The organism is Longimicrobium sp., assembly GCF_036399255.1.
Taxonomy (GTDB): domain Bacteria; phylum Gemmatimonadota; class Gemmatimonadetes; order Longimicrobiales; family Longimicrobiaceae; genus Longimicrobium.
This window is the reverse complement of record NZ_DASWNM010000103.1, coordinates 1-26,900: the sequence shown is the minus strand read 5'-3', so window position 1 is coordinate 26,900 and position 26,900 is coordinate 1. Positions and strand designations below refer to the sequence as shown.

General features: G+C 70.5%; 19 protein-coding genes. 13 read left to right on the top strand and 6 right to left on the bottom strand.

Going from position 1 to position 26,900, the window contains the following annotated elements:
* Position 1 precedes the first annotated feature (1 nt).
* The 5 genes from VGC13_RS19040 (at position 2) to mug (ending at position 8,422) form a co-directional block, all read left to right on the top strand.
* Complete coding sequence (locus VGC13_RS19040; RefSeq protein WP_331126866.1) at positions 2 to 394, top strand: energy transducer TonB; 393 nt, start codon at positions 2 to 4, stop codon at positions 392 to 394.
* Positions 391 to 1,812 carry a pyridoxal-phosphate dependent enzyme gene (locus tag VGC13_RS19035; protein WP_331126865.1) on the top strand — a complete coding sequence of 474 codons (1,422 nt, stop codon included), beginning with the start codon at positions 391 to 393 and terminating at the stop codon, positions 1,810 to 1,812. Before VGC13_RS19040 ends, VGC13_RS19035 begins: the two co-directional genes overlap by 4 nt.
* 877 nt (positions 1,813 to 2,689) lie before the next feature.
* On the top strand, positions 2,690 to 5,950 hold the full coding sequence (locus VGC13_RS19030; RefSeq protein WP_331126864.1) for a TonB-dependent receptor: 3,261 nt from the start codon (positions 2,690 to 2,692) through the stop codon (positions 5,948 to 5,950).
* An 841-nt stretch (positions 5,951 to 6,791) separates the two neighbouring features.
* Complete coding sequence (locus VGC13_RS19025) at positions 6,792 to 7,856, top strand: ArsO family NAD(P)H-dependent flavin-containing monooxygenase (protein ID WP_331126863.1); 1,065 nt, start codon at positions 6,792 to 6,794, stop codon at positions 7,854 to 7,856.
* A 5-nt stretch (positions 7,857 to 7,861) separates the two neighbouring features.
* Complete coding sequence (mug, locus tag VGC13_RS19020) at positions 7,862 to 8,422, top strand: G/U mismatch-specific DNA glycosylase (RefSeq protein ID WP_331126862.1); 561 nt, start codon at positions 7,862 to 7,864, stop codon at positions 8,420 to 8,422.
* A gap of 1,686 nt (positions 8,423 to 10,108) precedes the next feature.
* On the opposite strand, the gene VGC13_RS19015 is transcribed toward mug, so the two are convergent.
* The 4 genes from VGC13_RS19015 to VGC13_RS19000 all read right to left on the bottom strand — a co-directional run bounded on the left by VGC13_RS19015 (position 10,109) and on the right by VGC13_RS19000 (position 12,637).
* Entirely contained in the window at positions 10,109 to 10,567 is a 459-nt protein-coding gene (locus VGC13_RS19015) for an SRPBCC domain-containing protein (protein ID WP_331126861.1), read from the bottom strand.
* Positions 10,564 to 10,938: a metalloregulator ArsR/SmtB family transcription factor gene (locus VGC13_RS19010; RefSeq protein ID WP_331126860.1), complete on the bottom strand. Its 375-nt coding sequence runs from the start codon at positions 10,936 to 10,938 to the stop codon at positions 10,564 to 10,566. The genes VGC13_RS19015 and VGC13_RS19010 overlap by 4 nt, the downstream gene beginning before the upstream one ends.
* A 99-nt stretch (positions 10,939 to 11,037) precedes the next feature.
* Positions 11,038 to 11,976 carry an ADP-ribosylglycohydrolase family protein gene (locus tag VGC13_RS19005; RefSeq protein WP_331126859.1) on the bottom strand — a complete coding sequence of 313 codons (939 nt, stop codon included), beginning with the start codon at positions 11,974 to 11,976 and terminating at the stop codon, positions 11,038 to 11,040.
* A gap of 73 nt (positions 11,977 to 12,049) precedes the next feature.
* Positions 12,050 to 12,637: a helix-turn-helix domain-containing protein gene (locus VGC13_RS19000; protein WP_331126858.1), complete on the bottom strand. Its 588-nt coding sequence runs from the start codon at positions 12,635 to 12,637 to the stop codon at positions 12,050 to 12,052.
* A 116-nt stretch (positions 12,638 to 12,753) separates the two neighbouring features.
* On the opposite strand from VGC13_RS19000, the gene VGC13_RS18995 reads away from it, so the two are divergent.
* The 8 genes from VGC13_RS18995 (at position 12,754) to VGC13_RS18960 (ending at position 22,113) form a co-directional block, all read left to right on the top strand.
* Positions 12,754 to 13,767, top strand: coding sequence for an SDR family NAD(P)-dependent oxidoreductase (locus VGC13_RS18995; protein WP_331126857.1), 1,014 nt, complete (start codon positions 12,754 to 12,756; stop codon positions 13,765 to 13,767).
* 599 nt (positions 13,768 to 14,366) lie between these two features.
* Positions 14,367 to 15,023, top strand: coding sequence for a DsbA family protein (locus VGC13_RS18990; RefSeq protein WP_331126856.1), 657 nt, complete (start codon positions 14,367 to 14,369; stop codon positions 15,021 to 15,023).
* A 103-nt stretch (positions 15,024 to 15,126) separates the two neighbouring features.
* The gene (locus VGC13_RS18985) at positions 15,127 to 15,909 is read left to right on the top strand and encodes a helix-turn-helix domain-containing protein (protein ID WP_331126855.1); all 783 of its coding nucleotides are present in this window, start codon (positions 15,127 to 15,129) and stop codon (positions 15,907 to 15,909) included.
* A gap of 312 nt (positions 15,910 to 16,221) precedes the next feature.
* Positions 16,222 to 16,422 carry a hypothetical protein gene (locus VGC13_RS18980; RefSeq protein WP_331126854.1) on the top strand — a complete coding sequence of 67 codons (201 nt, stop codon included), beginning with the start codon at positions 16,222 to 16,224 and terminating at the stop codon, positions 16,420 to 16,422.
* A 177-nt stretch (positions 16,423 to 16,599) separates the two neighbouring features.
* The gene (locus tag VGC13_RS18975) at positions 16,600 to 17,733 is read left to right on the top strand and encodes a BF3164 family lipoprotein (protein WP_331126853.1); all 1,134 of its coding nucleotides are present in this window, start codon (positions 16,600 to 16,602) and stop codon (positions 17,731 to 17,733) included.
* A gap of 17 nt (positions 17,734 to 17,750) precedes the next feature.
* Entirely contained in the window at positions 17,751 to 19,511 is a 1,761-nt protein-coding gene (locus VGC13_RS18970; RefSeq protein WP_331126852.1) for an N-acetylmuramoyl-L-alanine amidase, read from the top strand.
* A gap of 44 nt (positions 19,512 to 19,555) precedes the next feature.
* Positions 19,556 to 20,437 carry a biosynthetic peptidoglycan transglycosylase gene (locus VGC13_RS18965; RefSeq protein ID WP_331126851.1) on the top strand — a complete coding sequence of 294 codons (882 nt, stop codon included), beginning with the start codon at positions 19,556 to 19,558 and terminating at the stop codon, positions 20,435 to 20,437.
* Positions 20,434 to 22,113 carry an O-antigen ligase family protein gene (locus tag VGC13_RS18960; RefSeq protein WP_331126850.1) on the top strand — a complete coding sequence of 560 codons (1,680 nt, stop codon included), beginning with the start codon at positions 20,434 to 20,436 and terminating at the stop codon, positions 22,111 to 22,113. The genes VGC13_RS18965 and VGC13_RS18960 overlap by 4 nt, the downstream gene beginning before the upstream one ends.
* A gap of 175 nt (positions 22,114 to 22,288) precedes the next feature.
* Here VGC13_RS18960 and VGC13_RS18955 read toward each other — a convergent pair whose 3' ends face one another.
* Together VGC13_RS18955 and VGC13_RS18950 are read right to left on the bottom strand one after the other, a co-directional pair.
* Positions 22,289 to 23,590, bottom strand: a complete 1,302-nt coding sequence (locus VGC13_RS18955; protein WP_331126849.1) for a radical SAM protein — start codon at positions 23,588 to 23,590, stop codon at positions 22,289 to 22,291.
* Positions 23,591 to 23,847: 257 nt separating this feature from the next.
* Entirely contained in the window at positions 23,848 to 26,463 is a 2,616-nt protein-coding gene (locus VGC13_RS18950) for a TonB-dependent receptor domain-containing protein (RefSeq protein WP_331126848.1), read from the bottom strand.
* Positions 26,464 to 26,900 lie beyond the last annotated feature (437 nt).

Below are 26,900 nucleotides of genomic sequence, written 5' to 3'. Positions count from 1 at the left end.
GATGAACCCGACGCGCACCTTCGCCGCGCTGGCCCTGGCCGCCGCGGCCGCCTGCGAGCGCAAGCCCGTGGTCGAAACCGAGCCCGTGGCGCTCACCCCCCCGTCGTTCCAGTATCCCGAGGAGCTGTGGGACGCGGGGGTGGAGGGCAAGACCGTGCTGCGCATTCTGATCACCGAGCAGGGCAGCGTGGACAGCGCCCGCGTGGAAACCCCCAGCGGCTACGCCGCCTTCGACAGCGCCGCGCTGGCGGGGACGGGGGCGCTGCGCTTCGACCCCGCCAAACGGGACGGCACTCCCGTGCGCAAGTGGGTGCTGCTCCCCGTTGAATTCGACATCACACCCCCGGCCGACTCGGCGAAGCCCGCGGCCGCGCAGGAGACCCGCACCCAATGACGCAGTCCGCCCTGGACGTCGCCTTTTCGCGCCCCCGCCACCAGCGCCCGTACGACAACGTGCTGGGCGCCGTGGGCTGGACCCCGCTCATCCGCCTGAACCGCGTCACGGAGGGCATTCGCACCCCCGTGTACGGCAAGGCCGAGTTCTTCAACCCCGGCGGAAGCGTCAAGGACCGCATCGGGCCCGCCATCATCGAGGCGGCCGAGGCCGAGGGGGCGCTGCGCCCCGGCGGCACCGTGGTCGAGGGCACCTCGGGCAACACGGGGCTGGGGCTGGCCCTGGCCGCGGCCATCAAGGGGTACCGCTGCATCTTCACCATCCCCGACAAGATGAGCCAGGAGAAGGTGCGCCTGCTCAAGGCGTTCGGGGCCGAGGTCATCGTTACCCCGTCGGCGGTGGCGCCGGACCACCCGGACAACTACGTGATGCGGGCCAAGCAGATCGCCCACGACACGCCCAACGCCATCCTGGCCAACCAGTTCTACAACCAGGCCAACCCGCAGGCGCACTACCGCACCACGGGGCCCGAGATCTGGGAGCAGACGGAGGGGCGGGTGACGCACTTCGTCTCCGCGGCCGGCACCGGCGGCACCATCACCGGCGTGGGCCGCTACCTCAAGGAGCGCAAGCCGGGGGTGCGCATCATCGGCGGCGACCCGCAGGGCTCCATCCTGGCCGAGTACGCCCGCACGGGGGTCAAGCCCGAGAGCGCCCCGTACAAGGTGGAGGGGATCGGGCAGGACAAGGTGCCGGGAACGCTGGACATGTCCGTGGTCGACGATTGGCACACGGTGGACGACCGCACCTCGATGGGGATGGCGCGCCGGATGACCCGCGAGGAGGGATTGTTCGTGGGCGGATCCACCGGCCTCATCGTCCACGTGGCGCTCCAGGTCGCCCGGCAGGTGGACGATCCCGATGCCTGCGTGGTCTGCCTCCTCTGCGACACGGGCGAGCGCTACCTGAGCAAGACGTACAGCGACGAGTGGATGCGCGAGAACCAGCTGCTGGAGCCGGCGCGCGTCTCCGCCGGCGACGCGCTGTCGGGGAAGGAGCAGGGCGCGCCCCGCGAGCTGGTGTCCGTGGCGCCCGAGACGCCCGTCCGCCAAGCGCTGGGCCTCATCACCACCCACAACGTGTCGCAGCTGCCGGTGATCGCCGAGGGCGACTGCGTGGGGCACCTGTCCGAGAGCGCGCTGATGGCGCGGGTCATCGAGGACACCTCGGTGCTGGACAAGTCGGTGCAGCACCTGATGGACGCGCCGCTGCCGGTGGTGGACGCGCACGTCGACATGCCGGCGCTCACCCGCCTGCTGTCGCGGCAGAACCCGGCGGTGCTGGTGCGCCGCGGCGGGCGGCTGGCGGGGATCCTGACCCGCTACGACGTGCTGCGCTACATCACCGACGGCCGCTGAGCGGACGCGGCGCCGGGGAGAAGAATCCGGGCTCCCGCGATCCCCGTCCATCACGCGTCGGGCACAGCGGTCTGCCTCGTGAGAAGCAGCGGGAACGGCGAACGGGCCGGGGCGCGGCAGGGTGCCATGAGAATTTTTTTGGGGGAGGGCAGGCTGCCTCCCCGGTGCCCGCCGGAGTGCCGCCGCGGACCGCCGCCCGCACCACCTGCCGCGATCCTGAAGGCCGTCCGGCACGCCCCGTCGCGTGCCGGCGCCGCGTCCCCGCTCGCCGCGCAACGCCGGCGCTCACGGCGCGGGCAGGCCGCGGAAAAGACGCGCATCAGGTACGGGCGTCGGCGGGTCCTGGGGTGACACGGCGGGGGGAGGCGTGAACGTCCAGGTAATCCGTGGGATGCGGATGGAAGGCGCCGCCTGCAGGGGATTCTCCGGGGGGAGGGAGGCATGCCCTCTCAAAAAAATTCTCATGGCCCCCTGCCGCGCCTCACCGGTGTGCCGACCCCGGGCTTCACCTGACGTGAAGACCGGCCCCGTCCGATTCGGTCGCGCGGGAGAGTGATGACAATCGAGGGACGCGGAGGACCTGTTCTCCGCGTCCGTTTTCGTATCTGCCCTGCCGCTCGGATGAAGAAATGGCTCCTCGATCCCGCCGGGGATGCACCGGGTAGCACTTGCGGGAGGGGGGATGACGGCTGAAACCGTTTCAGCGCATCTGTTTGCGACATCCTGCTTTCGAGCGCTCGTTCGAAACTACGCCTCCGTTGACGCTCGTTCCGAAGTCGTTACATTGATGCCTGTCTCGTGCTACCCGGGCGTGCCATCATTCACGCGCCGGACGGGGCAGTCCGGCGGCAAACCTCCACCTCCCGAGGAAAACTTGATGATTCGACGTTCGCACGCGGCGGCTGCGCTGCTGTGGGCGCTCCTTGCGTTGCTGGGCTGTACGGCCCCGGCATTCGCGCAGGGCGTGACCACGTCCGCAGTCACCGGCCGGGTCACCAACGAGCAGGGCGAGCCCATCGAAGGCGCGGCCGTGGTGGCCACCAACACCCGCACCGGCGCCGAGTACCGCGCCGTGACGCGCGGCGACGGGCGCTTCCTGCTGCAGGGCCTGCAGCCCGGCGGCCCCTACCGCGTGCAGGCCTCGCGCGTGGGGCTGGCGACGCAGGCGCGGCCCGGCGTGCAGCTGGCGCTCAGCCAGACGGAGACGGTGGACTTCACGCTCACCCCGCAGGCGGTGGTGCTCGAGTCCATCGCCGTGACCGCCGAGGACGAGGGCGCGGTCATCTCGCCGGGGCGCACGGGCACGGCCATGGTCATCAGCGACTCGGCCATCACCCGCCTCCCCACCATCACCCGCGACTTCACCGACTTCACGCGCCTGGTGCCGCAGATCAGCACCAGCGGCAGCGGAACCAGCGGCGGCGGGCGCAACTTCCGCTTCAACAGCATCCAGATCGACGGCGCGGCCAACAACGACCTGTTCGGCCTTGCGTCCAGCGGCACCCCCGGCGGCCAGGCGGGCACCAAGCCCATCACGCTCGAGGCCATCCAGGAGTTCCAGGTGGTGCTGGCCCCGTTCGACGTGCGCCAGGGCGGCTTCACCGGCGCCGGCATCAACGCGGTCACCAAGTCGGGCACCAACGACTTCGAGGGCTCGTTCGCCTACTTCGCCCGCAACGAGAGCCTGGTGGGCGGCTACCGCTACCAGCGCGCCGGCAGCACCATCAACTCCACCGACTACGGCCAGTTCGCGCAGAACGAGCTGGCCTTCTCGCTGGGCGGCCCCATCGTCCGCGACCGCATGTTCTTCTTCGTGGCGGGCGAGATGGCCCGGCGCGAGGTGCCGGGCGGCGTGTTCATCGGCAGCAACGGGCAGGCCACCGGCGGCGCCACCATCAACGGCGCGCGGGTCGACTCGGTGCGCGCCATCCTGGCCAGCGCGTACAACTACGACGCCGGCGGCATCGGCGAGGTGCCCCTCAAGCGCCAGAGCGACAACCTGTTCGCGCGCCTGGACTTCAACCTGAGCGCCAACAACCGCCTTACGCTGCGCCACAACTACGTGGACGCGTGGGACGACAACTTCTCGCGCAGCGACGCGGCGTTCCCGCTGGAGTTCGGCGGCTACCAGTTCAACAGCACCACCAACAGCACGGTGGCGCAGCTCAACAGCACCCTGGGCAACCAGGTGTTCAACGAGCTTCGCCTGGGCTACACCACGGTGCGCGACAGCCGCGACATCCCGGCCACGCTGTTCCCCCGCATCGAGGTGGACCTGCCCTCGGGCTCGTGCGCCGGCAGCGGCACCTGCCGCGTGCTGGCGGGCTCGGAAAACTCGTCGGTGGCCAACGCGCTGGACCAGAACAGCTTCGAGATCACCAACGACCTGAGCCTGTCGCGCGGCATCCACAGCATCACCGTGGGCACGCACAACGAGTTCTTCGACTTCAGCAACCTGTTCGTGCAGAACCTGTACGGCCTGTACCGGTTCCCCAGCATCCAGGCGCTGCAGGCGGGCACGCCCAGCCAGTACTCGGGCGCGTTCTTCAACGAGGACGTCGAGGGCGCGGCCGAGCGGGCCGAGTTCTCGGTGCAGGCGCTTTCGTTCTACGCGCAGGACCGCATCTCGCTCAGCTCGCGCTTCACCCTTACGCCGGGCTTCCGCTTCGACCTGACGCGCTTTCCGGACAACCCGGGGCGCAACCAGCGCTTCGAGGCGGCGTTCGACTCGGCGTACGAAGTGGCCAAGCTGGGTGACTTCACCCGCCGCACGGACCAGATCCCCGAGAGCACGCTCACGTTCAACCCGCGCATCGGGTTCAACTGGGACGTGACCGGCAACCAGACCACGCAGGTGCGCGGCGGCCTGGGCCTGTTCGCGGGCCGCACCCCGTACGTGTGGATCAGCAACGCCTACGGCAACACGGGCCTGGACTACACGCGCTTCCAGTGCTTCGGGACCGCGGCCAACTCCACCGCGCGTCCGCCGGCGTTCGTGGCCGACCCCAACAACCAGCCGCGGGCGTGCGTGAACGGCGCGGGCGTGCCGCAGCCGGTGAGCGCGCTCTCCAACGAGATCAACACGGTCGATCCGGACTTCAAGATGCCGCAGGTGCTGCGGTACTCGCTGGCCATCGACCACCAGCTGCCGTTTGGCCTGGTGGGCACGCTGGAGGGCCTGTACACCGACGCGCGCAACGATCCCTCGTACCGCGACCTTACCCTGATGCCCTCGGGCACCACCCAGATCGAGGGGCGCCAGGCGTGGACCCGCGTGACGGCCAACGGGTTCGGCAACGTGTACGACGTGATCAACACCGAGGAGAACTTCAGCTACAGCGTCACGGCGCAGCTGCAGCGCCCGTTCATCAACGGGTGGGAGGGGATGGTGGCCTACACGTACTCGCGGTCCGAGGACGTGAACAGCCTTACGTCGAGCACGGCGCGGAGCAACTTCCGCTTCAACCCGATCGCCGGCAACCCGAACGATCCGGAGCGCACGCTGTCGAACAACGACGTGCCGCACCGCATCGTGGGCAGCTTTACCCGCCAGTTCAAGTTCGACGTGCTGGGCGGGGCCGCCACCGACGTCTCGCTGATCTACGTGGGCGAGAGCGGCCGTCCGTACAGCTACACGTACAACGGCGACGTCAACGGCGACTCGCAGGACGCCAACGACCTGATCTTCGTGCCGGCCACGCAGGACCAGGCCCGGTTCGAGGCGCAGAGCGCCAGCAACCCGTTCACGCCGGAAGCGTCCTGGGCCAACCTGAACGCCTTCATCGAGAGCGTGGAGTGCCTGCGTGAGTCGCGCGGCGAGGTGCTGGAGCGCAACTCCTGCCGCCAGCCGTGGAACAACCGGTTCGACGTGCGCCTGGCGCAGGTGCTACCCACCTTCCGCGGGCAGGGCGCGCAGTTCACCCTCGACGTGCTGAACTTCGGCAACCTGCTCAACCGCGAGTGGGGCCGCAACGAGTTCGTGGCCAACCAGGCCGACCAGGCGCTGCGCCGCTCGGGCAACACGGTCGTCGGCGAGCGCGTGCTGCTGAGCGGCTTCGGCCCGCGCACCAGCCCGTTCACGGTGAGCGACCTGGGCTCGCGCTACCAGATCGCCGCCGGCATCCGCTACACGTTCTAAGGCGGATCGTCGGGCCGGTCGTTACGAAAAGAAGGCGCCCCCGCTTCGGCGGGGGCGCCTTTTTCGTGCGGGGAGATGAGGGGAGAATTTCGGTCGCGCTTCGAACGGGATCGCACTGCGCCGGCGGGGTGCCCCTCCCCCGGCCCCTCCCCGTTCGTTCCTCACGGAGAGGGGAGAATTCGATGGCGCGGCGGATGGATCACGCTGCGTCCGCGCGCGCCCCCTCCGGCTCGCTTAGGCTCGCCACCTCCCCAAAACTGCTGGGGGAGGTTGGTGGATCGGAGAGATTGGCGCGCGGCGAACGGGATCGAACTGCGCCCGACAGGGCCCCTCCCCGGCCCCTCCCCCGCTCGTTCCTCGCGGAGAGGGGAGAATTCGATGGCGCGGCGGATGGATCACGCTGCGTCCGCGAGCGCCCCCTCCGGCTCGCTCAGGCTCGCCACCTCCCCCAAGACTGCTGGGGAGGTTGGTGGATCGGAGAGATTGGGGCGCGGCGAACGAAATCGAGCTGCGCCCGACAGGGCCCCTCCCCCGGCCCCTCCCCGTTCGTTCCTCACGGAGAGGGGAGAATTCGATGGCGCTTCGACGGGTGTTCAGGCGCATCAGACGGGACACCTCAACTCCGCCACGTGGCAGGCACCTGCTGTACCCCGGGGCCGCCAGTCCGCGAAGGCGGCCTTCGTGTGGTCGTTGCAGCGAATTCATTCGCCCTTGCCTGCCGGTGGCCATCTCGACCGCTTTGGCTTCTTTCTTCCAGTAACCTCCACGCCAAGCCCCTCGCTCCGCATCGATCCCCATCCACCCCTGGCCTCATCCCGCCGCGCTGGATAATCTTTGCCGCATGCAGAGCCGCGACGTGGTGGTGATCGGGGGAGGGCAGGCGGGGCTGGCCGTGGGGTTCTACCTGCGGCGCGTGCCGCTGTCGTGGGCGGTCCTGGACGCGCAGGACGGGCCCGGCGGCGCCTGGCCGCGCACGTGGGACAGCCTGCGCCTGTTCTCGCCCGCGCGGTTCAGCTCGCTGCCCGGGTGGATCATGCCGGGCGGCATGGACGAGTATCCCACCCGCGAAGCGGCGGTGGAGTACCTGGCGCAGTACGAGGAGCGCTACGCCCTCCCCGTGGAGCGCCCGGTGCACGTCCGCGCCGTCCGCCGCGAGGACGGCGGCTTCGTGCTGGACACGGACGGCGGCGCGTGGCGGGCAAGGGCGGTGGTGAGCGCCACGGGAAGCTGGGCGCGGCCATACGTCCCCGACGTTCCCGGACGCGAGTGGTTCGGGGGGATGCAGGTGCATTCCGCGTGGTACCGCGCGCCGGAGGCGCTCGCGGGAAAGCGGGTGCTGGTGGTGGGCGGCGGCAACTCGGGGGCGCAGGTCCTGGCGGAGCTGTCCCTGGTGGCGGATGCGACGTGGGTCACGCTCGCGGAGCCCACGTTTCTGCCGGACCACGTGGACGGCCGCTACCTCTTCGACCAGGCGACGGCGCTGTACCGCGCGCAAAAGCAGGGGCGCCCGCCGCCGCCGCCCGCGGACCTGGGCGACATCGTGATGGTGCCGCCCGTGCGCCAGGCGCGCGACCGCGGCGTGCTGCGCGCGGTGCGCCCCTTCGTGCGGATGACGGAGCGGGGCGTGGTGTGGCCGGACGGGCGCGAGGAGGCGGTGGACGCCATCGTGTGGTGCACCGGCTTTCGCCCCGCGCTGGAGCACCTGCGGCCGCTGGGCGTGGTAGAGGCGGATGGGCGCGTGCGGGTGCAGGGAACGCGCTCCGTGCGCGAGCCGCTGCTGTGGCTGGTGGGGTACGGCAACTGGACGGGGTTCGCCTCGGCGACGCTCATCGGCGTGGGGCGCAGCGCGCGGGGGACGGTGGACGAGGTCGCGGCGGCGCTGGCACCGGCGGAAGGGAAGGGATAGGGCGGATGGCGACGCGCAGGCCGACGAAGGAAGAGCTGCTGGCGGCGGGCGGGCGCACGCTGCCGGACGTGATCGCGCCGGGGCTCAAGGTGCTGTTCTGCGGCATCAACCCCGGGCTGTACACGGCCGCCGTGGGGCACCACTTCGCGCGGCCGGGCAACCGCTTCTGGAAGGCGCTGCACGCCGGCGGCTTCACGCCGCGCCTGCTGGATCCGTCGGAGGAACAGCTGCTGCTGGAATACGGCTGCGGCATCACCAACGTGGCCAACCGCCCCAGCGCCGCGGCGGACGAGCTTTCGCGCGACGAGCTGATCGAGGGCGGGCGGCAGCTGGCGGAGAAGGTGCGGTACTACCATCCGCGGTGGCTGGCGGTGCTGGGCCTGGGCGCCTACCGCACCGCCTTCGCCAAGCCGAAGGCCATCGTCGGTCCGCAGGAGGAGACGATCGGCGGGGCACGCGTGTGGGTGCTCCCGAACCCCAGCGGCCTGAACGCCAACTACCGCCCGGACGACTTCGGCCGCCTGTTCGGCGAGCTGCGCCGTGCCGCGGAAGAGACGCCGGGCTGAATCCACCGGGTCCCGCAACAGGTTGGCCTACGCAAAGACGCAGAGGAGAGAACGCCGTCATCTGTCATTCCGAGGCCCGGCCACGCCGCAATCAGACGATTACACCGAGGGTCGCAGGGCCGAGGAATCTACCGTCGGCTCGGGCGAGGCCGGACGCGGCAGCCCGCGCCATCACTGCGGCGGCGAAACCGCCAGACAGGGCCACCAGCGGCACTCCGCGCACCCTGCTGGATCAAACAGAGTTGTCATTCCGAGGCCCGGCCACGCCGCAATCAGACGATTACACCGAGGGTCGCAGGGCCGAGGAATCTACTGTCGGATCGGGAGAGGCCGGACGCGGCAGCCCGCGCCATCGTTGCGGCGACGAAACGGCCAGACGGGGCCAGTGGGGGGCGTCGCAGCAGGGCACGAGGAGGCGGAAAGTAGATTCCTCGGTCGCGTATCGGGTTCTGTGGTCGGGCAAGGTGCCGGGCGTGCGCTCCCTCGGAATGACAGATCGGGGTGTGCGGCCAGTGCCTTCCTGAGTCCAGCGGCACTCCGCGCACCCTGCTGGATCAAACAGAGTTGTCATTCCGAGGCCCGGCCACGCCGCAATCAGACGATTAGACCGAGGGTCGCAGGGCTGAGGAATCTACCGTCGGCTCGGGCGAGGCCGGACGCGGCAGCCCGCGCCATCACTGCGGCGGCGAAACCGCCAGACAGGGCCACAGTCCGGGGCTTCGCGGCAGGCCACGAGGAGACGGAAAGTAGATTCCTCGGTCGCGCACCGGGTTCTGTGGTCGGGCAAGGTGCCGGGTGTGCGCTCCCTCGGAATGACAGATCGGGGTGGGCGGCCAGTGCCTTCCCGAGTCCAGCGGCACTCCGCGCACCCTGCTGGATCAAACAGAGTTGTCATTCCGAGGCCCGGCCACACCGTAATCAGACGATTACACCGAGGGTCGCAGGGCCGAGGAATCTACTGTCGGATCGGGAGAGGCCGGACGCGGTAGCCCGCGCCATCGTTGCGGCGGCGAAACAGCCAGACGGGGCCAGTGCGGGGCGTCGCGGCAGGCCACGAGGAGGCGGAAAGTAGATTCCTCGGTCGCGCACCGGGTTCTGTGGTCGGGCAAGGTGCCGGGTGTGCGCTCCCTCGGAATGACAGATGGGGGTGTGCGGCCAGTGCCTTTCTGAATCCAGCGGTACTCCGCGCACCTTGGTTGATGAAAACAGAGTTGTCATTCCGAGGCCCGGCCACGCTGCCACCAGACGAATGCGCCGCAGGTTGCAGGGCCGAGGAATCTACTGTCGGATCGGGCGAGGCCGGACGCGGCAGCCCGCGCCATCACTGCGGCGGCGAAACCGCCAGACAGGGCCAGTCCGGGGCGTCGCGGCAGGCCACGAGGAGACGGAAAGTAGATTCCTCAGTCGCGCACCGGGTTCTGTGGTCGGGCAAGGTGCCGGGTGTGCGCTCCCTCGGAATGACAGATTGGGGGCCGGGTTTTCCATTCGGGGAGGCGCCGCACTGGATCCTGCCGGGCGACGAGGCCCGGCGCCGACCGAAGGATCTCGCTGGCGGCCGGCTCCGCGTCGTGAAGCCGGCCCCTCAGTGCGGCGGAGCAGGTCCTTCGGTCGCGCGCAATCGGTTTTGTGACTTCCGGTTCCGCGTGGTGCGCTCCCTCAGGAAGTCATCTTCTCCGTGTGGATTACTCACCCCCCTGAGGCGGACTGTGTCTCGCCGAGCACGGCGGCGAGCCCTTCCACGATCCCCATCCAGCCCTGGCGCGTGCGGTCGGCCCACGCGGCCCAGTCCGGGGACAGCTCGTGCGTCAGCGTCAGCTCGCAGCCGGTTTCCAGCGGCACGATGTCGATGCTGATGCGGTCGCCGGTTGCGCCCTTCTCCACGGCGAAGCTGAAGACCAGGCGGCGCGGGCGGTCCATCTCCAGGTACTCGCCGTAGTGCTCCGCGTTTTGCCCGTCGCGCCGCTCCACGATGCGGAACGAGCCGCCCACGCGCGCGTCGATCTCCACCGTCACCATCTCCCCCGTGGGCGTGGCGAACAGAAAGCGGCCCGCCTTTTCGGGATCCAGGAACGCATCGAACACGCGCTCCGCGGACGCGGCGAAGCGGCGGGTGACGCGCAGCACGACGGGGGACGGGGCGGTCATCGATCGGCTCCTTTCATCTCGGTAGACGTGCCCGCGGCGCGGTCTTCGGCCTGCAGTAGCGCGTCGAGCGCATCCAGCCGGGCGGTCCACAGCGCGCGCTGGGCGTTGATCCACTCGGCGGCGGCGTCCAGCGGCTGAGGGTCGATGGAAAGCAGGTGCTCGCGCCCCACGCGCCGGCGCCGCACCAGCCGGGCGCGTTCCAGCATGCGGATGTGCTTGGAGACGGCGTTCAGCGACATGGCGAACGGCTGCGCCAGCTCCGTCACGCGCGCCTCGCCGCGCGACAGGCGCTGCAGGATGGCGCGCCGCGTGGGATCGGCCAGCGCCAGCAGGGTGTGATCCAGGTCGGACTGCGGGGCAGCGCTCGTCATTGTCATTCAACCTTTTGGTTGAATGGTGCGGCGGATCGGTGTGCGTGTCAAGGATGCGGGGCAGGGGGGCCGGAGGTCCGTTTCTCCGGCCGGGGCGGTTCACTCCGGCGGGCGCTGCGCCGCCGCGTGCAGTGCATTGGCCAGGTCCAGGATCAGGCCGCGCATGGCGATGATCTCGTGCCACGCGGCCGGGATCGCGTCCATCCCGTAGTACGCGCCCGCCAGCTGGCCGTAGATGGCGGCGGTGGTGTCGGCGTCGTTGCCCAGGTTGGCGGCGGCCAGGCACCCGTCCGAGAAGCTGTCCGTGGTGTGGAACGCCCACAGCGCCGCCTCAAGGCTCCGCACCACGTATCCGGTGCCCTGGATTTCCGGCGGATGCCGCCGGCGAAAGGAGCCGCGCGCCACCGCGTCGATGCCCGGCGCTAGCGGGTGCGCCTCCCAGTATCCCGCCACGGGCGAATATCCATCCCCCAGCAGTTCGTCCTTTGCGGTCCCGTTCAGCGCGCCGACGATCAGCCCGGCGAAGTAGCGGCACGCATCCACCGCCTCGGCCGCGCCGTGCGTGGTGCGCGAGCTTTCTCCGGCCTGTTCGATGGCGGCCAACGGGTCGCGGGCGTAGTACAGCGGCACGGGCGCCAGGCGCATCAGCGACCCGTTTCCCGCCTCACGGGGATCGGTGGATCCACAGTGCGCGCACCCCTCGGCCGCGAACCGCTCCAGCGCCTTTCGCACCGTGTTGCCGACGTCGAAGCACCGGCCCGTGCTGCTGCGATACCCTTCGCGGTACCAGCGCAGGTAGCGCCCCAGCTGGTCGGCCGGGTCGAGCCCGTTCCGCTCCACAAGGCTCTCCGCCAGGCACAGGGCCATGGACGTGTCGTCCGTCCACTCGCCCGGATTCAGGCCGAACGGCCCGCCGCCCACCATGTCCGTGAGCGGCGCAAAGGTCCCGGGCGGCATGAACTCGACGGCGGCGCCCACCGCGTCGCCCACGGCCAAACCCATCATGCTGCCACGGTAGCGGTCCAGAAGCGGAATCATCGAAGGTCGGGAGAGAGGATAGATCCACGGGATGCCGGTCGGGGCGAAGCCGTCGCGACGGGCCGAATCCGCGCTACGGCAGGTACGGCGCCAGCACCGCGTCCAGGTCGCCGCGCACCCACTCCGCGGCCGTGCCCTCGCGCAGCGTGGCCCACACGAACAACGATCCGGAAAGCACCGACTGCACGGCCCGCGTCAGCACGTCTACGTCCGTGGCGGCGGACAGCTCGCCCGCATCCACCGCGTCCGCCAGCAGCCGGCGCAGCTCATCGCGCGAGTCGCGCGCCTGGGCGCTGAGGTGTGCGTGAAAGTCGGGGTCGGTCAGGTCCACCTGCAGGTACGACAGGTGGTGGGCCAGCGTCTGCGGCGTGTCGGCCATCCCCGCCTGGCACTCCGCGTACGCACGCAGCGCGGCGAGGGGCGAGGGATGGGCCGCCCGCAGCTGCGCGAAAAAGCCCGGCGCGCTGCCGGAGAACTCCGCCATCAGCGCCAGCATCAGCCCCCGCCGGCTGCCGAAGCGCTGCACCAGCGCCCCCGCCGTGACCCCCGCCTCCGCGGCGATGCGGCCCAACGTGAGCTGCGCGGGACCCACCTGCTGCATCACGCGGTGCGCCGCCGCGAACACCACCTCGTCGCTCGCCTTCCGGGGCCGGGGGCTCATCCCTCTTGACAGTTTCTAAAGATGATTTAGAATCGGTTTCTGTAGTCTCGTTTAGTTTAGCGCGCCGCCGGCCGCGGCGCCATTGAATCCTGTCGATGAACAGCGGGAGGCGAGATATGAAGCCACTGGAGGGCAAGGTCGCGGTGGTGGCGGGGGCCACGCGCGGGGCGGGGCGGGGAATCGCGCGGATGCTGGGCGAGGCGGGCGCCACCGTCTACTGCACCGGCCGCGGCGCCGCGGGCTCGCCCTCCCCAGGCCGGCACGCGGCGCGTCCGGAGACGGTGGAGGAGACGGCGGAGCTGGTGACGGCGTCCGGCGGCACCGGCATCGCCGTGCGCGTGGACCACGCGGTGGAGGCCCAGGTGGAGGCGCTGTTCGCGCGGATCAAGGCGGAGCAGGGGCGGCTGGATGTACAGGTGAACGTGCTGGGCAGCCCGCACATGGAGAGCTTCAAGCCGTTCTGGGAGCTGGAGCTGGCGGATGACCTGCCCGGCTTTCAGTCGTACGTCTGGCCGCACGTCATCACCTGCCGCCACGCGGTCCCGCTGATGATGGAGGCCAAGCGCGGCCTGATCGTCACCGTGCAGGAGAGCCATACCCTGGGCTACGGCGGCTCCCTTTTCTACGACCTGGGCCCGCTGGTGCTCAAGCGGCTGATGTACGACCTGGCGGAGGAGCTGGCGCCGCACGGCGTCGCGGCGATGGCGGTCGCGCCCGGCTTCATGCGCACGGAAGAGGTGCTGGCCACGCTGGGCGCCACGGAGGAGAACTGGCGCGAGGTGGCGCAGACGAGCGAGCAGGCGAAAGGGTTCGGCTTCATTGGGTCCGAGACGCCGTGCTTCGTGGGCCGGGCCATCGCCGCGCTGGCCGCGGACCCGGCGGTGATGCGCAAGTCGGGTGGGATCTACGGCTCGTGGGCACTTGCGGAGGAGTACGGCTTCGAGGACGTGGACGGCGGTCGGCCGCACTGGGGCCGCTACTTCGCCGAGAACTTTCCGCAATTCGCCGACGCGCCGCCGAAGACGGGGCGGCGGTGGGAGCTGGTGGAGGTGGATGCTGCGCGTGGCGGAGAACGGGAGCCGACGGAGGTGGAGATGGCTGAGGCGCAGGGGCCCTCACCCGCTTCCTGACTCGTACCTCTCCCGAGGCTGGCGCAGTGAGGCGATGGGAGACGCGTACGGACCCTCGTTGCGTTCGCGAGCGGTGGAAACCCCGTCCGACGAGCGCAAGCGAGTAAGGACACGGCCTATCGCTGTCCCGGACTCGGCAAACCCGCTCATCGGACCCGCTCGCCCACCCTCCGCGGTTGCGGACCGAACCCCTTCAACGATTTTCGTGGTGGTTTTGCATCTCATTTAGCTTGGGCCCAGCCCGGGCCCTCGCCGTCCCTCCACGAGAAGCTGTGAAATGAGCGCGCAGTCCAAACACATGTATTTAGTGCTACTTACGTATTTCGCGCCTTAAACGGCACTATTTGTGCTTCTCCTCTCCGCCCCGTAAACCGGCCCTGAACAACGCTGTCTATCAACGCATAGGCTTTTCTAAATTTCGGCATGCCAAGGATCTGGAGAGAAACAAGAGATTCCATATACGCCAAACGTTCGGGCTCTTGATCCACTCTCCCACCGAGGGGACGCGATCTGCGCACCATCGACATATATCTGCGGGGAAGACTCGGCCGGCACTCCGCACCGGCGCAACATTCATCCGTTTCTCAAGGCAGGGTCGAATGAAGGACAAGCTGCTGAACGCGCTGACGCTTATGGTCGCGGCCGGGCTGGTGGTCCTCATCGGGGTGTCAGTGGCCAACTTCGCGGGGGCCGCCCCGCGGACCGAGGGGAAGGTAGCGGCCGCGTGGCAGCCGATCGCGGCCGGCGGCACCCTGCTGGGTGTCGACGCGCCGGTGCGGGTGGTGGTCTTTTCTGACTTCCAGTGCCGCTACTGCGCCCGGGCCGCCACCGAGATGCGCGAGATGCGCGACGGCTCCGGCGGACGCATTGCGCTCACCTTCCGCCACCTGCCGCTGGAAGCCATTCATCCCCACGCCGTAGCGGCCGCGCTGGCCTCGGAGTGCGCGGCGGAGCAGGGAGGGTTTGAGGCATTCCACGACTACCTGTTCGCCCACCAGCAGGACATCGGCGTAATACCGTGGGCGGAGATGGCGCGCGCGACGGGGCTTTCCGACGTGGCCGGCTTCGGCCGGTGCTTGGCGGAGCAGCGGCACCTTGGCAGGGTGGCGGCCGACATGAAGCTGGCCGAGGAACTGGGAGTGGTGGGCACACCCACGTTCATGGTGAATGGCAAGCTGGTTGCCGGGTCAGGAAAAGGCGTGCAGATCGCGGAGTGGGCGGCGGAGCCCGCGGCCGCCCCGGCGCGGGTCCGGTGACGCCGTGACCGCCACACTGGCCCCGGTTCCCCGCCAAGCGCGTGCCGAGGTGAGGCCGGCGGCGCCCCTGCGCGATGCGGCTGGGCCGCGCTCGACGGAGGCGGTGTCTGCCCTGCTGCGCGAACTCCCGTACCAGCTTTCCGTCCTGCTCCCGCCCTACGGCCACGGCGTGCCCCTGCCTTCGGGAACGGCGGCGCTGCGGCCCGTGGGGGGCTCCATCTTCATCATCTCCATTCCCCGACCGGGGCGCGACGCCGACGTCATGCGGGAGATGCTGCCGCGGCTGCGCGGCGCCTTTCCCTCCGTACCCGTGGTGGCGCTGGTGTGTCCGGCCACAGATCGCGAGGTGGTACACTTCGCCTGCCGCGCCGGAAGGCTCAACCTGCGCGCCGTGGTGCTGGAAGGAGAGTCGATGGTGGACACGCTCACACCCATTCTGACCGACTGGGGCGGGACGTGCGACTGCGTGGTGGAGTGGCTGGGCACGCGCGGGCTGGTGCTGTCGCCCGCGCTGGGATGGCTGGTGCAGAACATCTTTCGCCTGGCGCCGCAGCACCGGACGGTGGCGCCCGTCCTGCGGCTGCTGGGTCAGCCGGAGACCAGCGCACGCTTCCGCTTTCGCAAGAAGCGCCTGCCGCCGCCGCAACGGTGGCACCACGCGGCGCGCGCGCTGCACACGGCGCTGCAGATCCAGGCGCACCCGGACCGCTGCCTGCTTCGTCTGGCGCTGGAGCACGGCTACGGGAGCCACGCTGCCATGACCCGCCAGTTCGTCCGCGTGTTCGGAGTGCGGCCGGGGGCGGTGCGCGGCACGCTGGGATGGGAGTGGCTGCTGGACGGCTGGGCACAGCGCCATGTAGCAGTCCGCCCCGCCGCACGCGGGTAGCTCGCACCTCTTTTCCGCCATCTCGCTATGCGCCGCCCCGCTCTGTTTGGGGACGGCGCATCGTTGCATCGATCCCCTCTCGCGCCCACGATCGGCTCCGCGCTCGGCAACCACCGCCTGTTCTCCCGATCGTGCGCGCAGCAGGTGGGATGAAACAACCGAATCGGCAATTGCTGTCCGTTTCGGGAAAGTGGCGCACGAGTGGATGCCCTAGATTGGGAGCAGAGACGAGAGCCTGGTGCAGAACGGGGAGCGCTTCCTCACCCAGAAGGACACGTCTCGAATCTCTCATCCACGAAACTGGAGGAACATATGACTAAGAACCCGACCTGGCGCCGCCGCCTGCTGGTGCCCCTGCTCGCCGCCGCGGCCGTCGCCCTGCCGCTCGGCCTGCGCGCGGACGGCTCCCTTGGCGTGAGCGAGGCCTGCGCCCAGACCGGAACCTGCTGGAGGGACGACAACACCTGCATCGTGAACGGCAAGGATTACGCGGGACACTGGGAGGGTGCCTAATCCCGGCGAGGACCACACGGTGAAGTAACGCTGCACACATGGGGAAGCGCTCCCCCGCTGTTTCCGGTTCGGGCCCGACCGCGCGCCACGGACGGTGTACGGTCGGCCCATTCAGATGCCGGGAGGCACGCATGGACCTCCCGTTTCGAATGAACTCCCACGCTGGCAAGGTTCGCGATGCGTAAGCTGCTCTGGACGGCGGCGGCTCTGCTGGTGGCGGGCGGTGCGGTGGCCGCGCTGGGCCTTTCTGCCCGGCCGGGCGGCGACGTGCTGCTCGCTTCTTCGTTCCGCACTTACGACGACGACGACGACACCCCCCGCGTCCAGCGCCTTCCCGAAGGACGCAATCCGGTGCCCCTGTCCGCCACGCGCGTGCTGGGCGACTCGGTGTCGTTTGGGTTCATCGACGACATCGCGTTGATGGGCCCGGAACTGCTGCTGCTCGACCGTTACGGGCCCAAGGCGCTGCTGTTCATGAATCTGCGTAGCGGGCAGATCACCCGGGCTGCGGGCCGGCGGGGCAGGGGCCCTGGCGAGTACCTGTGGGCGCGCTCAATCGACAAGGTGCCCGACGGGCCCAACGCGGGAACCTGGATCTACGACATGCAGCAGGGGCGGTTCACCGTGTATGACGCGGCGGCGCGGGACGACCGCCCCCGCAGAATCGTGCGTGCGCCCACGGGCCTGTACAGCCCGGTGTGGCTGGGCGACACGCTGACCGGAAACGGGATGTTCCCGCAGGAGATGCTGCGGAAATACGTGCTGGAGAATGACGTGATGAAGGAGGTGGCGAAGGCAGGGACCACGCCTTTCACCCGCGAACTGCGGGATATTGCCATGATCCTGAACCGAACCACTGTGGCCGTGCCCCCATCCCGGCGCGGGATGGTGGCCGCGTACCGCTACACGTCGCGGCTGGACTTCTACGACCGTGCCGGACGCAGGCTGCACTCCGCCACAGGGCTGCGGTCGGTGGTCCCCACCTACCGCGTGGTGCCGGACCCCAGGTCCAGGTTGAACCGGTGGGTGCCGCTTCGGGAAACCTCGTACGCCTATCTGGACGTGGACGCCACCGACCGTTTTGTCTACGCGCTGTTCGCCGGGCGCTCGCACAAGGACTATCGCGACTCGTATGACGCGGGCAACCGGGTAGAGGTGTTCACCTGGGACGGGCGGCTGCAGCACGTGTGGGAGTTGGGCGAAGACGTGTCGCGCATTGAGGTGGACCCCGTTACAGGCAATATGTACGGCGCGCGCGAGGTGCCGTTTCCCGCCGTGGTGGAGTTCCGCCTGCCCGGCGGCGGCTGGTAGCCGCCGGGGCCGGATCCATGCAGCCGAGACTCGTCCCCCGCGCTGCCGTGCTGGCGGCGGTGCTGGCTGCCTGCGACGGCGGGGCGCCGCCGGCGGTGCCGCCGGTGGATGGGCCGCTGGCCCTCGCCGTGCGCCACCCCGGTCCCACCGCGGCGCTGGTTCCCGGGGGCTTTGCCTACTTGGCGGGCTCGGCGGGGAGCGGCCGCGCGCGGGTGACCGTGGACGGCGTTCCCGTCACGCTGCACCCCAACGGCAGCTTTGCCGCGTATCTGCCGGTGCCGGGGCGGCGGTTCTACGAAGTGATGGCGGTGCGCGGCGGCGACACCGTGCGCCTCCGCCACCCCGTGGCGGCGGTCGGGGACCTGTCTGCGGTGGACGGGACGCTGCGGGTAGACCCGTCTTCCGTCCACCCGCGGGGTGAGATCGCCGCCGCGCCGGAGGAGCGGGTTGCGGTAAGCGTCCGCGCCACGGCCAATGCGAGCGTTTGGGTGCAATGGCCCGGAGGCCGGCAGCCGCTCGCTCCGCCCCACCCGTCGCTGTTCACCGCGCCCAAGGGCGCGGCGGACCGCTGGTCTGGCCACGTCTTGGCCGGGAACTTGACCGCGGGGGCCACGCTGGTGGTGGCGCGCGGCGGCGACACAGTGCGGCTGCCGCTCCCCCGCGCCGCGGCAATCCCGCCGGGGACGCAGGTGGAACTGCGCGCCGGGCCGGAAGGGGTCACCCCCGCCAGTGACACGCCGGACGGGCACTTCGCCTGGCTTCTCCTTCCCGGCACCCGCCTGCCCGTCACAGGGTGGGGGGAGGGACACACCCGCGTGCGCTTGGACGCCCGCCACGAGGCGTGGGTGCGCGACGCGCTGGCCGCGCCGCTTTCGCCCGCCGCCGTGACGGAGCGGGTCGTTCGTGAGGCACGGTTGGTGGCGCGGCCCGACCGCGTGGAGCTGCGCGTGGAGATGGGCGTGGCGGAGCCGCCGCCGTTCCGGGTCGAGGAGGGCGCACAAGAGATCGCTCTGGTGCTCTACGGCGCCCGCATGGCGGGTTCCCCGCCCGCGGCCGGCGCAGACCCGATGGTGCGGAGCGTGGAGGCGCGGGCGGAGCCGGGGGGCGGGACGCGCTTGGTCGTCCGTCTTGCCGGTCAGCCGTACGGCTACGCGGCCGCATGGCGGGACGGGAGGTTCATCCTGGCGCTCCGGCGTCCCCCCCCGGTGGCGCGCCGGCGGCCGCTGCGTGGGCTGACGGTGGCGGTGGACGCGGGCCACCCCCCGCACGGGGCGGTGGGGCCCACGGGGCTGGGCGAGGCGGAGGTCACACTGGCGGTAGCGCGGCGGCTGGCACGGGAACTGGAGCGGCGCGGAGCGCGGGTCGTGATGACGCGCGAGGGGACCGGCCCGGTGGCGCTGGAGGCGCGGGTGGCCATCGCCCGCCGGGCGGGGGCGCACGCGCTGGTTTCGCTGCACGCCGACGCCGTGCCGTCCTCCGTGAACGCGGCCGAGGTCGCCGGGACGGCCACTTACTACTACCACCGGCACTCCGCACCGCTGGCCGAGCAGGTACAGCGCGGGATGGCGCGGCGGATGGGTCTGGCGGACCTGGGAACCGGGTATCGGAGCGTGGTGGTGACGCGGCCCACCTGGTTTCCCGCAGTGCTGGCGGAGGGCGCCACCCTGGTGTGGCCGCCGCACGAGGCCGCCTTGCGCGAGCCGCGTTTTCAGCGGGCCTACGCCCGCGGTGTAGCCGAAGGGCTGGAGGCGTACTTCCGCGCCCTAGAGGGCGGATGACGCGCCGAGCGGCGGTCCCGCCAACTCGGCGGAGCGCGCGGTGGATGACCGTGGCAGCGGCTGCGGCGCTGCTGGCGGGGAGCACCGGCGCGGTGCTCGGTTCGCTCCCCGACGTCCGTCCGCTGCGCCGCACCGCGCCGGGGACAACGGCGTTCATGCGCGCGGCGGGGGAGCAGGCGACCGAGCCGTGGGTTCCGCTGGCGACGGTCTCTCCTTACTTGGCCTGCGCGGTGGTCAAGGCCGAGGACCGGCGCTTCTTCGTGCACCGCGGCATCCACTGGCGGCAACTGGGCAAGGCGGTGGGGCGCACGGCGCGCGGCGCGCGGATGGGGGGAAGCACCATCACACAGCAGCTCGCCCGCAACCTGTACCTGGGGCCGGAACGCACGGTGCGCCGCAAGGCCCGCGAAGCGCTGGTGGCGCGGCGGCTGGAGCGGTCGCTGGGCAAGCCACGCATCTTGGAACTGTACCTGAACGTGATCGAGTGGGGCGACGGCGTCTGGGGAGCCGAGGGGGCGGCGCGCGGCTGGTTCGGCAAACCCGCGGCGGAGCTGGACGCCTTCGAGTCCGTGTTCCTGTCCGGCTTGGTGGCTGCCCCGCGCGCGCCACTGGCCGGGGCCAACGCCCAGCGGGCGGCGGGCGTCCAGCTGCGGGTGGCGGACCAGCTGTACCGCTCCGGCATCCTTACACCCGACGAGTGGCGGGGCTTGCGCGGGCGGCTGGCGGATATGCACGCCGCCCTGCGCGCGGGCACGCCCGCGCCCGTGGCTCTGCGAACGCCGCCGGGCCCGCCCCGCCCCCGAGTTCTTCCCCTGCCGCGACGCGACGCCGCGGCACACCTGCCTGCCGCGCGCGCCGTCGCCGACGGCTGCGGGCTGCGTAACGAGCTGCAGAGCGAACGACTGAGCCAGGAGAACGGCCGATGAGCACCCTTGCGATAGACATCCCCTTCAAAGCCGCCTCCCCCCAAGCGTCCGGCACCTCCGCGGCCCGGCAGTACGCGCAGGATTTTCTCTGCTTCGGCGCGGTGGCTGCCGTGCTGGCGTACATGCCGGGGGAGATGCTGTTCTCCGACAACCATGCGTTTCCCGCGGAGCTGGTGCTGCACGCCTTTGCGCTGGGCGCCCTGCTGGCGTGCGCCGTGTTCGTGCGTCGGCTGCGGGTGGACGCAGTCGACGCCGCGCTCATCGCGTTCGCGGCGCTCGGGGCGCTCTCGGCACTGGGGGCGGCTAACCCCTGGTTCGCGGTGCGCTCGCTGGGGCTCACCGTGTCAGGGGTGGGCGTGTTCCTGGCCGCGCGGGCGCTGGCGCGGGAGGCGATCGGCCCGCAGCTGACGGCGTTCGCGGCTGTTGCGGTGGTGGCGGCGGCGGCCGCGGCGCTGCTGGAAGCGTATGGGGTGCTGGGGCGGATGTCGGAGGTGAACCGCGCCCCCGGTGGCACGATGGGGAGCCGCAGCCAGATGGCGCACCTGCTGGCGATTGGCCTGCCGGTGCTGCTGGCGCAGGCGGTGCGCGCCCGGCGCCGGCTGGACTTTGCGCTGTACGCCGGGGCGGTAGCCGTGGTGGCGGCGGCGCTGGTGCTGTCGCGGTCGCGCTCGGCTTGGCTGGCGGCGCTGCTAGCGGTGGTGCTGGGCGTGGCGGCCTATACGCTGAGCGCGCGCCGGGCACCGGGCGGGCTGGGAGTGCCGCCACGCGCGGTGCTGCTGCCGGTGGCGTTCGCGGCGGGGGTGGCGGGGGCCGTGCTCCTTCCCAACCAGCTGGAGTGGCGCTCGCAGACGCCGTACGCTGACAGCGTACGGGGGCTGGCGAACTTTGAGGTGGGGAGCGGGCGCGGGCGCATCATCCAGTACGGCAACACCCTGCGGATGGTGGGCGACCACGCATTGCTGGGGGTGGGGCCGGGGAACTGGGCCGTCGCCTATCCGCGCTACGCTTCTGCGAAGGACCCCTCGTACGAGCCGCGCTACGTGCTCCCGACCACGCGCCTTCCCCAGAGCGAGTGGTTGGGGACGGCGGCGGAGCGCGGCCTTCCGGCGCTGCTCCTGCTGGTGCTGGCCGCCGCCGTGCTGGCCCGGCGCGGGTGGCGGCGGCTGCGCGATCCCGACGCGGAGCGGGCGCTGCAGGGCTTGGTACTGCTTTGCACTCTGACCTCGCTGCTGGTGGTGGGGACGTTGGACCCGGTGCTGATGACACCCACGGCCGCGTTTCTCGCATTCGTGCTGCTGGGCGCGCTAGCGTCCGACTCGGGGCGGACGTGGGAGGTGCCGCTCAACGGCAGGCGGCGCGCGCTACTGGCCGCGGGCGTAGTGTGCGTGGCCGCCGTGCCGGTGGCGTTCTCCGCGCGCCAGCTGGCGGCGGGATACCTGTACGCGAACGTTCCGGACGTGGAGACGTGGCAGCGGGCGCTACGGATGAATCCGGGAGACTACCGCGCGCACGCCCTGTTCTCCAACCAATTGATCCGCACCGGTCGCTGCGCTGACGCGTTGCCCTACATTGCCCGGGCCGGCGAGATGTTCCCCACCGCGCCTGCGGTGGCGGAGATGCGGCGGCACTGCCTGCGCATCCAGGCAGAGGCCGCTCGCACGGCCTCGATGCCCTGACTGACTCCGGGTGGTACCGGGCACAACGGGCTGCCCCGGCTGATACAGAGGCACGAAGAGAACGCGGGTTTGTTCCCTCTGTGCTCCGGGTGGGCGATTCGCCGCATTCGTCCACCCGTCCACCCGTCCACCCCTTCACCCGTTCACCCCTTCACCCGTTCACCCCTTCACCCGTTCACCGAAACGTCCCCGGGCTCACCCCATACGTCAGGTGATACTTCCCCGCGTCGTCCTCCGGGCCCCAGAAGCCCATCTGCTCCGACCACATCACGCTCTGCAGGCGCTTGCCGTTGAGGGTCAGGAAACCCGCCGCACGCGTGGTCACCACGCCCAGCTTGCGCAGGTCCGCCAGCCCGCGCAGCACCGCCGTCGCTCGCTCCGCCACGATGCGCTTCGCCGAGCCGGGGCCGATGCCGGGAACGCGCACCAGCTCCTCGTACGAAGCTGTCTTCACCTCGATGGGAAAGCGCTCGGGGTGCGAGAGGGCCCAGGTGGTCTTGGGGTCGTTGCCCAGCGGCAGGTTGCCCTTGTCGTCGTACACCACCTCGTCGGCGCCAAAGCCGTACTGGCGCAGCAGGTAGTCCGCCTGGTACAGCCGCTGCTCGCGCAGCACGGGTGTCTCGGGCACGTTCTCCATCGGTGTTTCGCGGATGGGGCGAAAGGCGCTGAAGTGGGCGTGGTGAATGCCGCCCGCCCCGTACAGCTCCGTCACCTTGCCGATGAGCGTGCGGTCCGTGTCGGGGGTGGCCCCCACCACGAACTGCATCGTCATCCCCGACGCGCCGCCCGGGCGCAGCGGATCGGCGGGCCGCCCGTCGCGCCGCTCCGCCTGCGTGATGCGCACCAGCCTGCGCGCCGTGTGCAGGCTGGTGAGCGCCGTATCCAGGCTCTTTTCCGGGGCGATCTGCGCCAGCGACTGGCCGCAGGGCGCCTCCAGGTTCAGCGACACGCGGCTGGCCAAGGCCGTCAGCCGCTCGATCTGCGCGGGCTGGCCGCCGGGCACCATCTTTACGTGCACGTAGCCGCGAAACCCTTCGCGGTTGCGCAGAAGCTCCAGCACGGCGATCAGGTCGTCCATCACCTTGACCGGCCGGCCAGGAATGCCGGTGGTGATGAACAGGCCGCTGCACCAGCCGCGGTGGTACGCCTCCATGAAGATGCGCACCAGTTCCGCGGGCTTCAGCAGGGTGCGCGGCATGTCGCGGTCGCGGCGCATGGGGCAGTAGTGGCAGTTGAAGCTGCACGCGTTGGTCATTAGAATGCGCAGCAGCGACACTTGCCCCTTTCCCGGCACCCGCAGGTCGCGGATGTTCAGCGGCCGCAGCGCGCCCACGTCCCTGGTATGGCGCAGCCGCGGCGGCAGCACACGGTCCCTGCCGCCCGCGCCGTCGTGGTCATCCCCCGCCAGCGAGATCAGCAGATCCAGCTTCTGGTCCAGCGTCATCGTGTCCACGGTGCCCTCCGGAAGCTTCGGCATTTCTTCGTATCCGAATAAAAGCCGAACTGCGCCCGGACGCAAGGGTCCTCATCCCGAATCCGGGAACAACACCTTTATAGGTACAGAGGAACAGAGTCAGACAGAGGAACCAAAATGATATCTCAGCTCGCTTTCTCTGTCTGACTCTGTTCCTCTGTACGATTATTCTTTTTCGGGATCTGGAGAAAAGAAAGGAGCAGGGAACCCGGGGGTTCTCTGCTCCTTTCGTCCCTGCGCCCCCGCGTGAGGCCAAGCCGTTAGCGGATGACCTGCTCCTCGGCCTGCTCTTCTTCGTCGCCGTTGCGGCGGTCGCGGGGCGGGCTGCCAAAGCTGTAGCTGAAGCTGAGCACCGCCGCCCGCGCGCTGAACCGGCTGCGGCCGATCTGGATGTGCGTGGGGTCGCGCGTCTCGAACGACGAGCGGTACAGGTTGAACGGGTCCGTCACCATCAGGTTCAGCGTGGCCCGGTCCTTCAGGAACGTCTGGCGAATGCCCACGTGCGTCATCAGCGAACTGCTGACACGGCCCTGCGGCACGTCGCGCGCCGGGGTGTAGTAGCCCATGGCCTGCAGCGCCAGCTTTTCGGTGATGCGCGCGCTGACGTTGCCGCGGGCGCTGTAGCGCATGTTGTCGCCCGAGTACTGCGGGGCCAGGTTGCTGGCGTTGCGGATCTCGCGCGACCCGCTGACGCTCACGTTGCCGCTCACCCCGCCGATGGGGCGGAACGAGGCCGTCAGCGAGGTGCCGTACGACTCGACCGACGCCAGGTTCTCCCACGTCACCGTGCTGACGCCCTGCGCGTCCACCGTCTTGATCTGCGCCCAGTCGTCCGTCGTCCGGCGGTAGTACGGGGAAAAGCGCAGGCTGCCGAACGTCCCCGTCCAGCTGGTCTCCAAGCTGAGCGAGCTGGTGTACTGGGGATCGATGCCGGGGTTGCCCACCGACCGGTTGAGCGGGTCGTTGCTGCGGTCCACCGGGTTCAGGATCCCCGGCTGCGGCCGCCGCACGCGGCGCGAGTACGACACGCGCACGTCGCGCCCGCCGCCCAGGTCCCACCGCACGTTGGCGCTGGGAAACAGGCTGAAGTAGCTGTTGTCGTACGTCTCGTCCGTCTCGGGCACGTCCAGGCTGGTGTTGGCCTGCTCCGCGCGCAGCCCCACCTGCGCGGAGACGGGCCCCATCGTCCGCGCCACCGTGCCGTACAGCGAGTGGAAGGTTTCGCGGTAGCCAAAGCCGGTCACCGTGCTGATCCCCGCCACCGCCTCGTCGCCGTCCGCGAAGATCTCCAGCACGCGGTCTTCGTTCGTGTCCTGCACGCGCGCCTGGTAGCCCAGCTCGAAGCGGCCGCCCTGGCCAAAGGGGCGCACGTAGTCCGCGCGCAGCTGCAGCTCGCGCTCGCCCTCGTCGTTGTCGTCCAGCGTCAGCTGCGACGGCAGCTCCGACGGGTCGCCGTCCAGCTCGAGCGTGCGGCGCAGCACGCGGCTGTAGTTGTCGCCGCTGCTGTTCTCGAACTCCAGGTCCGCCGACAGCTCGTGCTCGCCCCCGCCGCCGGGCGCGCTGCCGCCCCCGCCCGGCCCGCCGCCCCCGCCGCGGGGACCGCCGCCGCCGCCCCCGCTGAACCCGCCCGGTCCCCCCGGCCCGCCGGGGCGTCCGCCGCCGGCTCCGGGCGCTCCGGGGGCGCCCGGTGCGCCCTCACCGCCCTGCGTGCGCCGCGGCTGCTCGCCCGCGGAGAAGTTGTGGCGAAAGCCGACGGAAAGGTCGGTGGAAAGCCGGGTGTTGCGGTTGATGGAGGCGCGGTCGTACAGCTCCAGCGGCACGCGCGCCTCGTCCATCTCGGTATAGAGCGTCACCCCGTCCGCGTCGGACCCGTTGCGCCACAGGCTCCCTTCGGCGCGCAGGGTGGTCTTTTCGGTCCACTGGAACTCGGAGGTCAGGTCGAAGTTGCCCGACCATCCCTCGCGGTCGCTGAACGCGTCCTGCTGTAGCAGGCTGATGGGCTGCGTAAGCAGGTTCTGGCGCAGGTCGTAGTTGGTCGTCGTACGGTCCGAGCGGCGCAGAAAGCCGCCGCCGAACAGCGTCAGCCGCCCGCGCTGGTAGGTAAGCCGGCCGCCGCTGCCCACCTCGCCGCGGCTTCCCGCGTTGGCGAACACGCTGCCGCTGAGGCCCAAGTCCACGTTCTTCTTGAGGACGATGTTGACGATGCCGCCCGCCCCCTCGGCCTCGAAGCGCGCCGAGGGGTTGGGGATCACCTCCACCCGGTCGATGCGGTCGGCGGGAAACTGCGCAAGGAACAGCTCCAGCGACTCGCCCTGCATGGGCGCGGGGCGGCCGTTCAGGTAGATCTGCGCCGCCGTGCCCCGCAGCTGCACGCCGCCGTTCACGTCCACCTCGAGCTCCGGCACGCTGCGCAGCACGTCGGTGGCCATGCCGCCGGACGCGACGGGCATGTCGCGGGTGCTGTAGATGTTGCGATCGGCCGCCACGATTACCGTGGACGCCTCGGTCACCACCTGCACTTCTTCGAGCAGCAGCGTGGCGGCGGACATCGAAATGCTGCCCAGGTCCACCGGCGCGCCGGCGGCCACGGTCACCCCCGGGCGGCGGAAGCTGGTGTAGCCCAGCCGCGACGCGGTGAGGGTGTAGGTGCCCGGCGCCACGGCGATGCGAAAGCGTCCCGCCTGGTCGGTGGTGGCGCCCGCCACGGCCGAGGTGTCGCCGGCGGCCCGCAGCGCCACCTGCACGGCCGCCAGCGGCCGGCCCGCGGGCGCCTCGACCACCGTACCGGTCACGGTGCCCTGCTGCGCCGCCGCGTTCTGCGGCGCGGCGAACCCGGTCAGCAGCGCCGCGACGGCGCACATCCTGGAAAAGCGCATCCCATCATCCCCGCGAAAAAGGCCGGCGCAGCGCGGCGGCCCGGATTCAAAGTCGATTCTCGTCCCGCGGCGCACGCCTCCGCAGGATTGCTGCCCGTCCATCCGGCGGGCTGCACGTTAGACCCCCGAGTGATCCATTCCGTTGGGTGCGGGGATGTGATGATGAAGGTTTGTCGAACGGGAGGGGGCCCGGGCGGCACGGCTGCAGGGGCGAGCAATGGCTCGCAAGGGCTTGCAAGGGCGAATGAATTCGCTGCAACAACCACACGAAGGCCGCCTTCGCGGACTGGAGGCGCTTCGGGGTGGGCTGAGGGTCTGCCACGTGGCCGGTTGGGGTGCGCCCTCGGACGGGCCCGAACACCCGTCGCAGCGGATCGAATTCTCCCCTCTCCGTGAGGAACGAACGGGGAGGGGTCGGGGGAGGGGCACCCCGGCGG

What these genes read in the sequence shown, in the direction of transcription:
- VGC13_RS18995 (WP_331126857.1), top strand. Translation starts at nt 12,754, where the DNA reads ATGAAGCCACTGGAGGGCAAGGTCGCGGTGGTGGCGGGGGCCACGCGC.
- VGC13_RS18965 (WP_331126851.1), top strand. Translation starts at nt 19,556, where the DNA reads ATGACCGTGGCAGCGGCTGCGGCGCTGCTGGCGGGGAGCACCGGCGCG.
- VGC13_RS19005 (WP_331126859.1), bottom strand. Translation starts at nt 11,976, where the DNA reads ATGATTCCGCTTCTGGACCGCTACCGTGGCAGCATGATGGGTTTGGCC.
- VGC13_RS19030 (WP_331126864.1), top strand. Translation starts at nt 2,690, where the DNA reads ATGATTCGACGTTCGCACGCGGCGGCTGCGCTGCTGTGGGCGCTCCTT.
- VGC13_RS19000 (WP_331126858.1), bottom strand. Translation starts at nt 12,637, where the DNA reads ATGAGCCCCCGGCCCCGGAAGGCGAGCGACGAGGTGGTGTTCGCGGCG.
- mug (WP_331126862.1), top strand. Translation starts at nt 7,862, where the DNA reads ATGGCGACGCGCAGGCCGACGAAGGAAGAGCTGCTGGCGGCGGGCGGG.
- VGC13_RS19035 (WP_331126865.1), top strand. Translation starts at nt 391, where the DNA reads ATGACGCAGTCCGCCCTGGACGTCGCCTTTTCGCGCCCCCGCCACCAG.
- VGC13_RS18980 (WP_331126854.1), top strand. Translation starts at nt 16,222, where the DNA reads ATGACTAAGAACCCGACCTGGCGCCGCCGCCTGCTGGTGCCCCTGCTC.
- VGC13_RS18975 (WP_331126853.1), top strand. Translation starts at nt 16,600, where the DNA reads ATGCGTAAGCTGCTCTGGACGGCGGCGGCTCTGCTGGTGGCGGGCGGT.
- VGC13_RS18960 (WP_331126850.1), top strand. Translation starts at nt 20,434, where the DNA reads ATGAGCACCCTTGCGATAGACATCCCCTTCAAAGCCGCCTCCCCCCAA.
- VGC13_RS19025 (WP_331126863.1), top strand. Translation starts at nt 6,792, where the DNA reads ATGCAGAGCCGCGACGTGGTGGTGATCGGGGGAGGGCAGGCGGGGCTG.
- VGC13_RS18950 (WP_331126848.1), bottom strand. Translation starts at nt 26,463, where the DNA reads ATGCGCTTTTCCAGGATGTGCGCCGTCGCGGCGCTGCTGACCGGGTTC.
- VGC13_RS19010 (WP_331126860.1), bottom strand. Translation starts at nt 10,938, where the DNA reads ATGACGAGCGCTGCCCCGCAGTCCGACCTGGATCACACCCTGCTGGCG.
- VGC13_RS19015 (WP_331126861.1), bottom strand. Translation starts at nt 10,567, where the DNA reads ATGACCGCCCCGTCCCCCGTCGTGCTGCGCGTCACCCGCCGCTTCGCC.
- VGC13_RS18955 (WP_331126849.1), bottom strand. Translation starts at nt 23,590, where the DNA reads ATGCCGAAGCTTCCGGAGGGCACCGTGGACACGATGACGCTGGACCAG.
- VGC13_RS19040 (WP_331126866.1), top strand. Translation starts at nt 2, where the DNA reads ATGAACCCGACGCGCACCTTCGCCGCGCTGGCCCTGGCCGCCGCGGCC.
- VGC13_RS18990 (WP_331126856.1), top strand. Translation starts at nt 14,367, where the DNA reads ATGAAGGACAAGCTGCTGAACGCGCTGACGCTTATGGTCGCGGCCGGG.
- VGC13_RS18970 (WP_331126852.1), top strand. Translation starts at nt 17,751, where the DNA reads ATGCAGCCGAGACTCGTCCCCCGCGCTGCCGTGCTGGCGGCGGTGCTG.